This window comes from Chryseobacterium vietnamense (genome assembly GCF_031454475.1).
GTDB classification, from domain to species: Bacteria; Bacteroidota; Bacteroidia; order Flavobacteriales; family Weeksellaceae; genus Chryseobacterium; species Chryseobacterium vietnamense.
In genome coordinates this window covers 455,154-470,232 of the sequence record NZ_JAVDQX010000003.1, presented here as the reverse complement: position 1 = coordinate 470,232, position 15,079 = coordinate 455,154, and the positions used below count along the sequence as shown (strand labels likewise).

Sequence of the window (15,079 nt, the reverse complement as noted above, 5' to 3'; positions counted from 1 at the left end):
TCTACGCCTATTCTATACAGCTGCTAATTTTCTGTTAATAAGATAAGCAATCAGTACATTAGGAATCCAGCACAGCCATGCTACGGCAATATAGGAATCTATAGGATTTCCCGTCATATTTTTCAGCAAAGGGAACCATAATCTCAATGTTACAGCAGCAAAGGTACAGGCATAGCTATAAATCATCAGCTGCTGATGTCTGATTATATTACCTTTTCTGATTTTTACCAGGGCTCCAAGAGTTGTTATAAACCAGAGTAATCCTAAACAGATAAATCCCATCGCTGAAACAAGACCTCCATTGGCATAAAATCCCATATAAACAGCTGAAACAGAACTTATCATCACAGCAATTACATACAAAGTTCCAATGCTCCTGTGAATCCTCATGTATCTATTCCGGAATGAAGCTCCAAACTGACGCCAGCCTATAAAAAGAGCAAGTCCTCCGAAAATAATGTGCCCAAAAAATGCTGTTCTCCAGATCAAGCTGTGGAGTAATTCGGGAGTTTTTGAACCCAGAAAAGTATATTTAGATTCTACGAACACATAAATAAGAGGATAAGCTCCGATCAATAGTGCCAGTACAGCCATTATTACAAATAGTAATTTTCTCATAGGTAACCATTATTTTTCTGTAAAAATGAGGAATAGAAAGGCTTCAATTGTTCCAAAATGAAAGGTGGAACTTATTTAACTCACTACAAATAATCACATTTCATTCTCTATGCTTTGGCTTTTTAAAAAATCCCTGGGTGAACAGTTCATGTACTTTTTAAAATTCCGGTTGAATGACGTTTTTGAATTAAACCCACTTTCAAATGCTAATGAAAGAATGGTATATTTTCTATTTTCAGGAAGTACCGCCAGCCTTTTAAACTCTTCAATCCTCTGACGGTTGATATAATCATAAAAATTTTTATTCTCAATCGAATTAATTGCCTGAGACAGTATATTAGGATGAACTTCCAGTAATGCAGCAGTATGACTCAGACTCAGCTCAGGATCTTTATAAAGACTGTCCTTCTCCATTTGATAAATAAGTTTTTCATAAACAGCTATGATCGCATCCTCTCCGGGAAAATTCTTCTGGTATTTTATCACTTCATCATCCACCTTTTCTTCATTTATATTTACTGTGATTACAGGTAAGTCCAGAATTCCAACACGGCTGATCCCAAAATAAGCAGCCACAATGATAAACAGAACAACGATAAAAAAAATAAGAATATCATTTCTGATCATCACGGCAACCCATATCAAAGCTAATCCGGCAATAAGATAATACAGCCAGCGAAGATTAATTCTCTCTGTATTTGAATATTGCTCAGCAATCTCTCTCGTATACTTTCTGACAGCAAAAAAGCTTACTACAATATATACTATTCCTGATAGTATCATCATATATTTGAGAATACTGCTTATCAGTTGGTATTCGCTGCCTCCGCTTTGATAAATGGCAAGTCTATCCCATGGAGATAAAATCAATAGTTTAAACAACATCACAATGACAATCAAAACAGGGACAAAATGCAGAAGCCAGATTTTTCTGCCCGGCGCTTTTCCTGTAACACTCAAAACATACAGGTACAGCATGGGCCCATGAATAAAGGGAAATATAACCTCATAACCCAGAAAATAAGGAAACTTTATGTAGCTGCCGGAAAAAAATAGAATAAATAAGATAAGATGTATTCCTATAATCATAAACCATGCTGCCAGAATATAATCAGCCATTACTTTCTTACGTTTCCCCGCAATCAGAAATGAAGAGAAACAGGAAATAAAAACTCCTGCCAGGTAAAATACCGGCGGTAAAGATTGCAGACCAAAATCAGACATCAGATTGAAAGATTAATCAGAGCTTTAAATTATCTATTTTTTGACATATACAAAGTATTTTTATGAACTATTTCAGCAAAAACAATTCTGATTGTCTTGAGAATTAAGAATATTTTAATTCACAAATCTTGAATTTTAATTTATACTTCGTAATTTTATCCTGGTTTTTTAAACGTTTGGATTTCCTTATAGATGTCAATAGCCGCCTTACAAAGAATATTGGAATGATGAATATGATTTTAAGCATATTTTAATATTAAACTTTGTTAAAAGTGATTTATTTTTTAACAAAAAGTATATTTTTGTACAATTATTGATTTGGTCTATTGATTTTGGAAATAATTTAAACGAAATAAATAATTATAATACTTTAAAATTATGTCACAATCGTACGAAGTTATTTTCGAAAACAATAAAAAATGGGTAGAGTCCAAAGTAGCTGAAGATCCAAATTTCTTCCATGAACTTGCTAAAACTCAGCATCCTGATTATCTGTATATAGGATGTTCAGACAGCAGAGCTACCGCAGAAGAGTTGATGGGAGCAAAACCTGGAGAAGTGTTTGTTTACAGAAACATTGCCAATGTTGTGAATACTTTAGACATGAGTTCCACAGCTGTTATTCAATACGCTGTAGAACATCTGAAAGTAAAACATATTATTGTCTGCGGACATTATAACTGCGGTGGTGTAAAAGCAGCGATGACTCCTCAGGATCTGGGATTATTGAATCCATGGCTGAGAACCATTCGTGATGTTTACAGATTACATCAGGCAGAGCTGGATTCTATTGAGGACGAAAACAAGCGTTATGACAGACTTGTAGAACTTAATGTTCAGGAGCAGTGCATCAACGTAATCAAAATGGCCTGTGTGCAGGAAAGATACATTTTAGAAGAGTATCCTATTGTTCACGGCTGGGTATTTGACCTTAGAACAGGTAAAATCATTGATCTGGAGATTGATTTTGAGAAAATCTTAAAAGACATCCAAAAGATCTATAATCTTACAGGTTCGGATTGGGTAATGAGCAGAAAGACTAAGTAGTTTTTCTAAAAAAGAAGGTAAAATGAAATTCTGGAGTATTATTGTATTAACGTTCTTTCTGAATTTTACAGCGCTGCCAGGCATTGCTGCGGTTGCGGGCTGGGATATTGCGAGAACGAATATAATAATCAATGAAGAAGAGCCTCATTCTCACCCATCCTCATTTATTGTTTACGAAAAAACCATTCCGAAACCTTTAGATGTATTCGATTATCTGAAGTTTTCAGAACCAGATGTTCAGGGTGTGTCTTTTGTTCTGATTGATGATTCTTTTCATCTTTCACCCTTACTTACTATATTTTCTCCTCCTCCGGAAGCGTAACTCCTATAGTTAGATTTTTTTGATACCATTTCCATATCATTTTTTGATATCGGATACTCATGTACTTTAAAAATTATTTTTTCTCAACTTTTTATAACTGACTTATTTAAAACAAATAAGCCGGCTATACCTTACAGCTTCACATTATGAAAAAGACATCATTAATAGGAGGAATCAAGGAAAATTTTCCTTCAGGACTCGTGGTATTTTTAGTAGCACTTCCGTTGTGTTTAGGAATTGCTTTAGCATCAGGTGCTCCACCCTTATCCGGTATTATTGCCGGTATCGTAGGCGGCCTGGTAGTAGGAACAATCAGTAATTCAAATATTTCAGTTTCCGGACCTGCAGCAGGTCTGACAGCTATCGTTTTAACAGCAATTACAGATCTTGGCGCATTTGAACTTTTCCTTTGCGCAGGGATTATTGCGGGACTTATTCAATTGGTTTTAGGGTTTGTAAGAGCCGGAAGTATTTCCAACTATTTCCCCAATAACGTTATTGAAGGAATGCTGGCGGCCATAGGAATCATTATTATTTTAAAACAGATTCCACATGCTCTGGGATTCGACAAAGATTACGAAGGTCATGAATCTATTTTTGATAATGGCCTGAACTTCGGATATTTTACTGAATTATTTGGAGCGATCCATCCGGGGGCCATTGTGATTACTTTGGTTTCTGTAGCAATCCTTATCGCATGGGACAAAATTCACGTACTGAAAAGGATGAAAATGCTTCCGGGAGCGTTAGTTGCCGTTATTGTAAGCATTCTTTTGAACCAACTTTTTAAGATGTCCGGAAGTTCTCTGGCTATCCAGACCCAGCATTTGGTTTCTCTTCCGGTTCCACAGTCTTTTGATGATTTTAAAAATCTGATCACGACTCCGGACTTTAACGGTTTTACCAATCCTAAGGTATGGATTGTAGGAGCAACCATTGCCATTGTGGCATCTATTGAAACGTTACTTTGTATTGAAGCTTCAGACCGCCTAGACAGACAGAGAAGAATTACAGATACCAATCTTGAGCTTAAAGCCCAGGGAATCGGGAATCTTATAAGTTCTTTTATTGGCGGACTTCCAATGACTTCTGTTGTGGTAAGAAGTTCTGCAAATGCCAATGCTGGGGCAACTTCAAAAATTTCGGCTATCATTCATGGCGTATTCTTATTGATCTGTGTTCTTTCTATTCCTGTTGTTTTAAATTTAATTCCTTTAGCTACATTGGCTGCGGTATTAATTTTAGTAGGATATAAATTGGCAAAGCCGGCAACATTCAAACATTTCTGGCACTTAGGAAAATTCCAGTTTATTCCGTTCGTAGCAACTGTGGTAGCTGTCGTGGCAACAGACCTGTTAAAAGGAGTAGGAATCGGGCTTACGATCTCCGTTTTTTATATTCTTCAGGGAAATATGAAACGGGCTTACTATTTAAGCAGAGAAAGACTGGATGATGCTGATGGAATCAATATCAAGCTTGCAGAAGAAGTATCATTTTTAAATAAGGCAGCCATCAAAAAAACACTTAAAAATATAAAACCAAATTCTACAGTGATCATTGATGCAAGAAGTACGTCCTATATTGCAACCGATGTACTGGAAATGATCCAGGACTTTGCGAATATCCGTGCAAAGGAACAGGATATCAATGTAGAACTGATAGGCTTTAAAACTTCATACAGAGATTACGAAAGAAGTGAAGATTCCCATATTCTGGTTACTCACAAAAGAGCCATGTAATCTCAACAATTAATTAATTTTTTTAACTTTAAATTCGAAAATAATAAAAATATGAAAGCACATACATACGAAACACAGTCAACTATTACTCCTGAAAAAGCATTGGAATTCTTAAAAGAAGGAAACCAGAGATTTGTCAACAACCTTAAGGCAAACAGAGACCTTCTTGAGCAGGTGAATGCAACACGTGAAGGACAATGGCCTTTTGCTGTAGTTTTAAGCTGTATAGACAGCCGTACTTCTGCAGAACTTATCTTTGATCAGGGATTAGGAGACGTTTTCAGTATCAGAATTGCAGGTAACTTCGTCAATCAGGATATTCTGGGATCCATGGAATTTGGTTGTAATGTTGCAGGTTCTAAGCTTATTGTAGTTTTAGGACACACCAAGTGCGGGGCTTTAAAAGGAGGTCTTGACGCTGCACAAATTGAAGGTCTGGGAATGGATAACCTGAACCACCTTATCAATCATTTCAACCCAATCATCAATGAGATCATTGAAGAGAATGAAGAACGTTCATCAAAAAACAGTTCACTTCTTGAAAGACTTAATCATCAGAACGTAAAAAGTGCGATTGAAGATATCCGTAAGCAGAGTTCAACACTTAAAAAGCTTGAAGCGGAGGGTAAAATTAAAATCGTTGGAGCAAACTATGACGTTGAAACAGGTGCAGTAACCTGGTTATAAAAAAGTAAAACTCTTACATTTCAATTATAATTTACAGAAAATGCCATCGGAATCCGATGGCATTTTTGTTTTATTAGCCCTTCGACTAGCTCAGGGTGAAGACCCGAATACCAGACGAAATCTTTAAGCGCTGTCAGGCTGAGCCTGCCGAAGCCACTATTACTAAAAGGGAAAGCTCATTAAATTTTATTGTTTTATAATTATGCTAATGTTTACATTCATTTAAACAATAAGCTCAAATATATTAAAAGGCAAACAAGAAAAATATTCATGAGTACACAAAATAAATGACTGCCTCAAAAAAAAGGCAGTCATTTAATATTATAAACTATATTCTGATTACAGTTCTTTTTCCTTTCCGGAATTACTTCCCGTTAAATGCAGACATCGTATTATTCAGACCTGCAAATACAAAAGAAAGACTGGCCTTAGCAAAGGTTTCGATTCTTTCTGTAAGCTTTCCTGATTCCTCTTCATTCCATGTTCCTAATACATAATCTACCTGTCTTCCTGCTGTAAAATCTGCAGAAATTCCAAAACGAAGTCTTGCATAGTTTTGGGTTTGCAATACTTCATTAATATTTTTAAGACCGTTATGTCCTGCATCAGAGCCTTTTCCCTTCAATCTTAAAGTTCCGAAAGGTAAAGCAAGATCATCAGTAACGATTAATACATTTTCCAAAGGAATATTTTCTTTCTGCATCCAGTATTTCACTGCATTACCGGAAAGGTTCATATAAGTATCCGGTTTAAGAACAAAAACTTTTCTGCCTTTGTGCTTTCCTTCTGCCAGCCAGCCAAAATTGGAGGTATTGAATGATACTTCAAGAGTTTCTGCTATTTTTTCAGCAACTTTAAAGCCTATATTATGTCTTGTATTTTCATATTCAGGGCCTTTGTTACCAAGCCCGACAATTAAATATTTCATCAGAAATTTTTTGCAAAATTAAGGTATAAAAAATAAAAAACTCAATCTTAGGAAAGATTGAGTTTGAATATTGTTTAAAAAAACTCTTCTATTGTGGTTTATAGATGTAATTAACGCCATATCCTTTTGTCATGTAAGTCTGAGGATCATAGACGTAATTGGTACTCTTAACAATTGGTGTTGGAATTGGCGGTGTAAGATCTGTTACCGACCATCTCTTAGGGTTGTTTGGAGATAAGATAAGACTTTCTTTATCATTGATTACCGTAGATAATAATCTTGAAATTTTATATACGTGTGGTAACAATGTGAATGGGCTTACCTGCTCATCATAGGCATAGTATTCGTAGCTGTATTTTCCGGTAACAGCACCAAATGTTCCTCCTGTCATTGTTCCGTAGTGTCTTACCACTTTAGATACATTGTCTCCTACGTAAGTATAACCTGTTTTAGAATAATCTGTGAAATTAAGTGGAACTCCTGGAACATCCGGTCCGTTTCTCATAATGATTGAATCCAGTTTTCCTGTAGCAGTACTGTATTTAATCTGATAAGCTGTTTTCTCTTTTTTCAGTAATGTCTGTGGCCCCGGAGTCGTTGCCGGTGGTACTGGCGGAGGTCTTCTGAATGTTGAACGGCTCTCAGAAATCAGCTGCAGTTTGTTGTTATTTGCATAAGTGAACAATTGAGTGTAGGATACACTGTCTTTATCCAGTTTTCCGTTTCCGTCAAGATCAAGAAAACCGTTGAAATTAATCTGGCTGATTTTATCACCACTGTACATAATATCTGTAATGGAAGCACTGTCTGTGATTACTTTAGTCACAAGAAGTCCACTGTACTGATATTCTGCGATAGTATCTTTATCTGTAATTTCTCTGTATAATGCTCTGGGACCGCTTAATCCCCCTGTATTGTTAAGATCCAATAATGGATTTCCATCCTCATCCAGCATGTCTTTGCAGGAATGTACTGAGGAAAAACCTGCGATGAGTAAAATAAAATAGAAAATTTGTTTCATTTCCTTGTAATTGATTATTTTTTTGACAAATATAATTTTTTTTTGCCTAAAAATTATATTATTATTTATATTCCGGTAAGATTAGTAACTATATTTCCTCTATAAATTTTTATAGGTAAAAGTTAAATTCTGATTTTTCTCCACAACTACATATCCTTGATTATCATAAGAATAACTTTGAGAAGTATTAACAGGAGTAGCGGGTGACGGCAATTCTATAAACGTAGAAGTAGGATTGTTTGGAGATATTTTGTAGAATTGAGCAGGATCGATCAGACTTCTTGTGATGAAATACACTGATGGCAGTGTATAATACGGGCTTTTCTGAGCGTCATAGTTTTGAAAACTAAACTTGCTGATTACTGCTGTACTCATATTCGGGTTCCCGTTGATATCCAACAGTCCTTTGGAACGAACGACCTGAATCACATTTTCTCCGTTATACACAAAAGAATAATTAATAAATCTGTTATAAGCACTGATTCCTCCTTCTTTTCTTTTCTCAAGTATTTTGGTAAGTTTGTTGGTAACCGGATCATAAGTAAATGCATAGTCACTTACCACAGAAGCGGATGGCGTTGCCCCCGTAGCTGTAGAAGTAGCATTATAAATCTTTTTACCTGTAGCATCAGGAACAATATTAAATTCATAAGCAAGACTTGATGACGCTGAACTTACATATTTAATTTTGGTGATATTTTTTTCGGTATAGGTTACTGTTCCCGTATAATAAGCACTTCCTGCAAAAGATTCATCTTTAGATACTGCAGTCTGCAGTTCTCCGGTTACAGCAGTTGTAACATAATCTTCCTGAGAAACATTATTGGAGCTAACCTTCGCTAAAATCTTTTTAGGAGGAGGGCCATCATCCGGATTCGGGATGGATTCTGTGGGATCTGAGGTAGTATTACATGCTGTCAGCAGCCCAAGAAAAGCAATACCGGCAAACATTTTTAAAAAATAGTTTTTTACCATATAGAATTTTTTTAGCTTGTCCAAATATAATTCAATTTTTAATAATACACTTTACTTTATCTGAACAAATTCACAAGAAATAGAGTTAATAAACAAAAAAAATCTAAAAACATAACGTTTTTAGATTTCCTATTATTGTATTGCGATGAAAATTAATAAGGTTGCAATATGGATGTTGTCAAAACAGACTGTGACATATCACTGTTTAAGAAAGCAGTATCAACCGCTCTTCCAATTCCCAGGGTTGTTCCTGCAATAGCTCTTTTTATACAGGCTACCTTAACGGAATATTGATTTTTAGGAGTAAGATTGGTAAGGGTAGCATTAAGATTGAAAATCTTATAACCACCACTATCTCCCAATAACACATCGGTTCTTACTGCTCTAAGGGCATTATCCACAAAAACACCACAGGCAAAACTTGCAGAATTCGTTCCCGTTTTCTGAACAGTTGTCTGGAATGAGAATGTCGCTTTATTTGTACCGTTGGTTACAGAGAATGTATCAACAGTTCCGGGAATGACTGTCCAGCCTCCTGTCAGGGCCTCTCCATCATTATAAGGATTGGTAGCACCACTGTTACCGGAAAAGCTTACTCCGGTTTTGTCTGAAACAGTGTTTATGGAAAACACAGACATACTTCCCTGTCCATCTGCAATTTTAATGGCTTTCCAGTCATTTGCACCTAAATCAGTGTTATTGTGAAATATATCACCCGCTGTTCCGGCAGATCCTTTGAGTACATCAGTACCTCCTGTTCTTAATTCTTTCCTGATATTGAGATCTCCGTTTACATCCAGCATATTAGTCGGATTAGGAGTATTAATACCCACTTGAGCATTTGTTGCAGCAGCTAATACAAGTGATGTTACAAATAATATTTTTTTCATAATCCGTCTTAGTTTATAATCGTGTTAAATACTTCAGGAACTTCATATACATCTACTTTAAGAGAAGACTGTGAAATAAAACTATTGATATTAGTATATACATTAGTTCCGATAGAAAGAGTATTCCCTGCACCTGAGGCACCATAAGAACCCAATCTTGTACAGGCAACGCTAACCGTATGATTTCCCTGGGAAAGATTATCTACAATTCCGATCTGGGTATGGGTAAGGAAAGGATATGAAGTGGTAATTGCCTTTAGATTTCTCTGTCTAAGGTTCACCAGTTTATTATCTACAAAGATACCACATGCATAATCTATGGAGTTGTCCGTACTTCCTGCCCCCATAAAATCGGCCTGTACAACAGTTTCAAATTGAAAATAAGCCTTACTTTGAGTACTGAAAACGGTGATGGTTTGTGAAAGTCCGTCTATTTTCTTAAAATTGGTAAGTGTACTATACTCCTTTCCCTTCGTAAAGGTTCCTCCTCTTGAAGCCATGCTTACTGAAGAGTTTTCTGAAGAAGAAAATGAGACACCTACTTTATCTGAAAAAGAGTTGTTATAGATCAGGTAAAATTTATTAGGCTCATATTCAGGAATACGAAGTGATTTCCAGATCGGAGGAAAACCTACTCCCTGAGAGACCAGAAGCTGATCATTATTTCCCTGAAATATTGTGTTATCAGCGGCATTAAGAACGGCAATTTTATTTCTGAAATTTACATCTCCGTTTACATCAAGTGTTGCTTTTGGAGCTTCTGTTTTTATTCCTACCTGAGCCGCTACCAAAAGACTTATGCTAAAAAGCAGTGTTGATAATAGTTTTTTCATCATTAGTTGTTTTTATAGCTCACGTATTCAATAACATCCACTTTCACGGTAGATTCCAGGGTAAATGCACTGGAAGCGCCATTGGCTGCTGCTACATTACGTCCGATGGCAAATTGTGAAGTTGAGCTTGATGTATCAATCTTTCTGCATGCAATTTCAATATTGTGAACCCCAACAGGAACGTTCTGTTCCGTATAATTAAGAGTAAATATATAATCCTGAAGACCTGCTTTTCCACTATTATTATTAGAAGCAATTCTATCCGGGCGTACAGCTACCAATGCTCCGTTTCTGAATACACCGCAAGCAAATCTGACATTCTGTATGGTGGTAGATGTGGATGCCTTCATTTCAATTCCTGTCTGGAACTGGTAGGTAAGTCTGTTCTTTCCATTTTTAATGGTAAAAGTATTGTCGAGCCCATCTATCTTTTTCCAGTTTCCTTTTGTAATATCCGTAATGTTATCTCCCACTTTGCTGGTGTAGATACCATCACCGGCAACACCATCTGTAAGTGAAATAATACCCGTTTGATCCGATGACAGATAAGAATTAATCAGCTTATACTGTCCCTCTTCCATAAAGGAAACATTCAAAGATTTCCACACAGGAGGCAAACCCTCGCCCTGAGAAACCAAAACCTGGCCATTTAACCCGGCATCTCCAGCCTGAGTTGAACTGCCGCCTACTCTAAGTTCTTTTCTTAAGGTGGTTTTTCCGTTCACATCAAGAACAGACTTTGGCTTTGCAGTACCGATTCCCACCTGTGCGTTGACATAAATTGAAAGAAATCCAGCCACGCAGCAATGTATTATTGTTTTCATAATTAAGGACTGCAAAGTTACGCAACGAAGTCCAAAAAATTCCAGTTATACATCTATAAACCTATAGAAATAAACACATTACAGCATAGAATTAATAACACACAAAAGTAGAATTATTTCTACATAACTCCACTTTCCATATATCAAAAAAAGCAGATAGCGTCTCAAACCCTTACTGTACGCGGGTTTACAGGATTATTTTTATCATTAGAAAGTGATTTTAACCCCTCAAAAACAGCCTTAATTCTCTTTAACAGGAATATTTAAAAATAAAAACATGATAATAATCACAAAAAAACGTGCAAAAAATTAAGTTTTTTACACGTTTCTGATATTTTTTATGATATTATTTCCAGTAAACAGGAATTAAAATTTAATCATGTTCAATAATGGCTTTCAGCAACAGATTAACCTCATCTACATTTTTCACTCTTTCCTTCCTCATCATCAACTGATTACCTTCTTTTCCTGACTTTTCTTTCAGCTGGGCTTCAGCCGGATTTCGGGTTAGATAATTAATAATATGTCGGAATCTGTCTGTCTGATAAAATTTATCCTGAGGATTCCCCGGAAAGTATCCTAAAAACACTCCATTCTTCATCACAATTTTTTCAAAACCGATGTCGGCTGCAAGCCATTTCAGGGAAACACTCTTTAAAAGGTTAACAGCTTCTTTCGGCAATGCCCCAAAGCGGTCAATCAGCTCCAGTTCAAACTGGTGAAGATCCGCTTCGTTAGTAATTTCAGCAATTTTCTGATACAGCAGCAATCTTTCTTCTGTGTTGGAAATATATGAATCTGGCAACATCAGCTCTAAATCAGTATCAATATTGACATCCTTCACAGATTTGAAAAGTTTCTGTCTGTCTTCTTCATTTTCAAAAAGGCTTTCAAAATCCGCATCATCTTTCAGCTCTTCTAAAGCTTCCTGCATTAACTTCTGATAAGTTTCAAACCCCATTTCATTGATGAAACCACTCTGTTCAGCACCCAAAAGATCTCCGGCACCACGGATCTCCAGATCTTTCATCGCAATCTGGAAACCACTTCCCAGATCAGAAAACTGCTCAATTGCTTCCAAACGTTTTCTGGCATCCGAAGTCATCATATCATATGGAGGAGTAATCAGATAACAGAATGCCTTTCGGTTACTACGCCCTACCCTTCCTCTCATCTGATGCAGATCTGCCATTCCAAATCTTTGTGCATCATTGATAAAAATAGTATTGGCATTCGGAACATCTACTCCACTTTCTACAATGGTAGTGGACACGAGAACGTCATATTTCCCTTCCATAAAATCCAGCACATTTTTTTCAAGCTGCTTTCCTTCCATTTGCCCATGTCCCGTAATCACTCTTGCATCCGGAACCAGCCTCTGAATAAGTCCTGCAATATCTTTCAGGTTTTCGATTCTGTTATTAATAAAGTATACCTGTCCATCTCTCTGAAGCTCATAAGAAACGGCATCACGAAGCGTTTCTTCATTAAATCCGATTAACTGGGTATCTACTGGCTGTCTGTTTGGCGGTGGTGTTTTGATAACGGATAAATCCCTGGCAGCCATTAACGAGAACTGTAAAGTCCTAGGAATAGGAGTTGCTGTAAGGGTAAGGGTGTCAACGTTATTCTTCAGTGTCTTCAATTTATCTTTCACTGAAACTCCGAATTTATGTTCTTCATCAATAATCAATAAACCAAGATCTTTAAATTTCACAGAACTGCTTACCAATTGATGTGTCCCAATAATGATATCTACTTTTCCGTTCTTGAGAGCTTCCAAAGTCTCTGATTTCTGCTTAGCTGTCCTGAATCGGTTTACATAAGCAACGTTTACCGGAAAATCTTTAAGTCTTTCTTTAAAACTTCTGTAATGCTGAAAGGCAAGAATGGTTGTGGGAACCAATACAGCAACCTGTTTACCGTCTGTAGCTGCTTTAAATGCAGCCCTGATTGCCACTTCCGTTTTACCGAAACCTACGTCACCACACACAAGCCTGTCCATCACCGTATCAGCTTCCATATCTCTCTTTACATCTACGGTAGCCTTCTCCTGATCCGGAGTATCTTCATAAATAAAGCTGGCTTCCAGTTCGTTCTGCAGATAAGAATCCGGAGTATAAGCAAAACCCTTGGCCGTTTTTCTCTGGGCATATAATTGAATAAGGTCAAAAGCAATCTGCTTAACCTTCGCTTTTGTTTTCTGTTTTAAAGATTTCCATGTTGGAGATCCCAGTTTACTCAGAACGATCTCCCTTCCATCCGGTCCGTTGTATTTCGATATTTTGTGCAAAGAGTGAATACTTACATATAATAAGTCTCCGTTTTTATAGGTCAGCTTGAAACATTCCTGAATCTTCCCGTCGTTATTTACTTTTACCAATCCCATAAACTTCCCGATTCCATGGTCTATATGGGCAATATAGTCCCCTATTTTAAGAGACATGAGGTCTTTCAGGGTAAGCTGTTCAGATTTTGCAAAGGTATTTTTGGCTTTGTATCTCTGGTAACGGTCAAAAATCTGATGATCCGTATACACCAGCAGTTTGTGTCCATTATCTACAAATCCTTCATGAAGTTCAGACTTGAAACTTTTAAACGGAAGCTCATGTTCAAGTTCTTCAAAGATAGACTCCAGTCGTTCTTTCTGTTTTTCTGTCGAAAAGGAAATCCAGGTATCGAATCCGTTATTTTGTTTTTCTTCGATATCTTCAATCAGCAATTCGAAGTTTTTATGAAAAGAAGGTTGTGGAAGCTGCTCCATTTTTACTTCAGTTACTTCTTTCAGTCCTTCAATAATCATTCCTCCAAAATCAACTGTTTTGAATTTTTTATAATCGAACAGAAACTCCTGATCAGAAATAAAAAGTTCCTGCGGAGTCCTGTGGGCAATGTCTTTACTTAATGTATCATATTTTTCTAAAGATTTTTCGTAGAACGTTCTGATCTTCTGCATCCCGACCATTCCGTTTTTAGAAACCACAAAACTTTCTGCAGGCAAGAGCTGCAACAAAGAAACCCTTGTTCCCGTTACTGAAAAGTTCATATTGGAAACCAGCTGAAAATCCTTTACTTTATCTACCGAAAGCTGTGTTTCGATATCAAAGGTTTTAATACTTTCCACTTCATTACCAAAAAATGTAATCCTGTACGGTTTTTCATGTGAATAGGAAAATACATCTACAATTCCTCCTCTCACAGAAAACTCTCCCGGTTCGGAAACGAAATCAGCCTGCTGGAAATGATAATGATTAAGCAGTTCATCTACAAAATCAAAATCCAGCTGATCTCCCACTTTAATATGATGGGAAATGGCTTTAAAATCTTCTTTCTTCAAAACCTTTTCCGATAAAGCTCCCGCATAAGCCACAATAACTTTCGGAGATCTTCCGGAATTGATTTTATTAAGAACTTCAGTCCTTAAAACCAGATTGGCATTCTGAGTCTTTTCTACCTGATAAGGTTCAAGATGGGTGGCCGGGAAATACAGCACCTTATCCTTACCCAATAGATCTTCCATCTCAGTATTGGCATACAATGCGTCTTCCTTATCATCTACCAGATAAAGAATATTCTTCTTCTGAGCCAAAAAAAGCTCAGCCACAAAAATAGAAACTGAGGATCCGGCACTTCCTTTTACAGCAAGATGCTGACTGTTTTCTAACTGGGTAAAAATTTCTTTCCCAAACTCTTTCTGCATAAGGTCTGGAAGGAACTTTTCATTAATGGATTTTAACTGCATAAATAGTAATGGTATAAACGACAAAAGCGATTTCGGGACATTTCCGAAATCGTTTATGATATACAAAGGTACGGATATTTTTTCTCTTCCTCAGAAAAACGGAAAGACTAAGGGTTTAAAATGAATGACTTAGCATTATAAATCTTAATTTTTTACAATTTTATCTAATAACTTGTTAAAAAAATTTCAACTTTTCCCTCATGGCATAGTGTTTGGCCTTTTATCTGTA

The 15,079-nt window shown here is 36.6% G+C and carries 13 protein-coding genes; 4 read left to right on the top strand and 9 right to left on the bottom strand.

Annotated elements, in window-relative coordinates; all coding sequences use genetic code 11:
* Positions 1-12: 12 nt before the first annotated feature.
* Complete coding sequence (locus J2786_RS16145) at positions 13-618, bottom strand: DUF2306 domain-containing protein (RefSeq protein ID WP_047427352.1); 606 nt, start codon at positions 616-618, stop codon at positions 13-15.
* Positions 619-711: 93 nt separating this feature from the next.
* Entirely contained in the window at positions 712-1,842 is a 1,131-nt protein-coding gene (locus J2786_RS16140; protein WP_047427350.1) for an AraC family transcriptional regulator, read from the bottom strand.
* A 378-nt stretch (positions 1,843-2,220) separates the two neighbouring features.
* On the opposite strand from J2786_RS16140, the gene J2786_RS16135 reads away from it, so the two are divergent.
* From J2786_RS16135 to J2786_RS16120, 4 genes are all read left to right on the top strand, one after another.
* Positions 2,221-2,889, top strand: coding sequence for a carbonic anhydrase (locus J2786_RS16135; RefSeq protein ID WP_047427348.1), 669 nt, complete (start codon positions 2,221-2,223; stop codon positions 2,887-2,889).
* Between the two features lie 22 nt (positions 2,890-2,911).
* Positions 2,912-3,211, top strand: a complete 300-nt coding sequence (locus J2786_RS16130) for a hypothetical protein (protein ID WP_047427346.1) — start codon at positions 2,912-2,914, stop codon at positions 3,209-3,211.
* A gap of 146 nt (positions 3,212-3,357) precedes the next feature.
* On the top strand, positions 3,358-4,950 hold the full coding sequence (locus tag J2786_RS16125) for a SulP family inorganic anion transporter (protein ID WP_047427343.1): 1,593 nt from the start codon (positions 3,358-3,360) through the stop codon (positions 4,948-4,950).
* A gap of 51 nt (positions 4,951-5,001) precedes the next feature.
* Positions 5,002-5,637, top strand: coding sequence for a carbonic anhydrase (locus J2786_RS16120; protein ID WP_047427340.1), 636 nt, complete (start codon positions 5,002-5,004; stop codon positions 5,635-5,637).
* A 364-nt stretch (positions 5,638-6,001) separates the two neighbouring features.
* Here J2786_RS16120 and pth read toward each other — a convergent pair whose 3' ends face one another.
* The 7 genes from pth to mfd all read right to left on the bottom strand — a co-directional run bounded on the left by pth (position 6,002) and on the right by mfd (position 14,850).
* A complete protein-coding gene (gene pth / locus J2786_RS16115; protein ID WP_047427337.1) occupies positions 6,002-6,565 on the bottom strand; it encodes an aminoacyl-tRNA hydrolase in 564 nt (187 codons plus the stop codon).
* Positions 6,566-6,653: 88 nt separating this feature from the next.
* The gene (locus J2786_RS16110) at positions 6,654-7,586 is read right to left on the bottom strand and encodes a hypothetical protein (RefSeq protein WP_047427335.1); all 933 of its coding nucleotides are present in this window, start codon (positions 7,584-7,586) and stop codon (positions 6,654-6,656) included.
* 99 nt (positions 7,587-7,685) lie between these two features.
* A complete protein-coding gene (locus tag J2786_RS16105) occupies positions 7,686-8,561 on the bottom strand; it encodes a hypothetical protein (RefSeq protein WP_047427332.1) in 876 nt (291 codons plus the stop codon).
* A 152-nt stretch (positions 8,562-8,713) separates the two neighbouring features.
* Entirely contained in the window at positions 8,714-9,451 is a 738-nt protein-coding gene (locus J2786_RS16100) for a hypothetical protein (protein ID WP_047427328.1), read from the bottom strand.
* Between the two features lie 8 nt (positions 9,452-9,459).
* A complete protein-coding gene (locus J2786_RS16095) occupies positions 9,460-10,287 on the bottom strand; it encodes a hypothetical protein (RefSeq protein ID WP_047427327.1) in 828 nt (275 codons plus the stop codon).
* The gene (locus J2786_RS16090; RefSeq protein ID WP_047427324.1) at positions 10,287-11,108 is read right to left on the bottom strand and encodes a hypothetical protein; all 822 of its coding nucleotides are present in this window, start codon (positions 11,106-11,108) and stop codon (positions 10,287-10,289) included. Before J2786_RS16090 ends, J2786_RS16095 begins: the two co-directional genes overlap by 1 nt.
* A gap of 373 nt (positions 11,109-11,481) precedes the next feature.
* Positions 11,482-14,850, bottom strand: a complete 3,369-nt coding sequence (gene mfd, locus J2786_RS16085; protein ID WP_310026006.1) for a transcription-repair coupling factor — start codon at positions 14,848-14,850, stop codon at positions 11,482-11,484.
* Between the last annotated feature and the right edge of the window lie 229 nt (positions 14,851-15,079).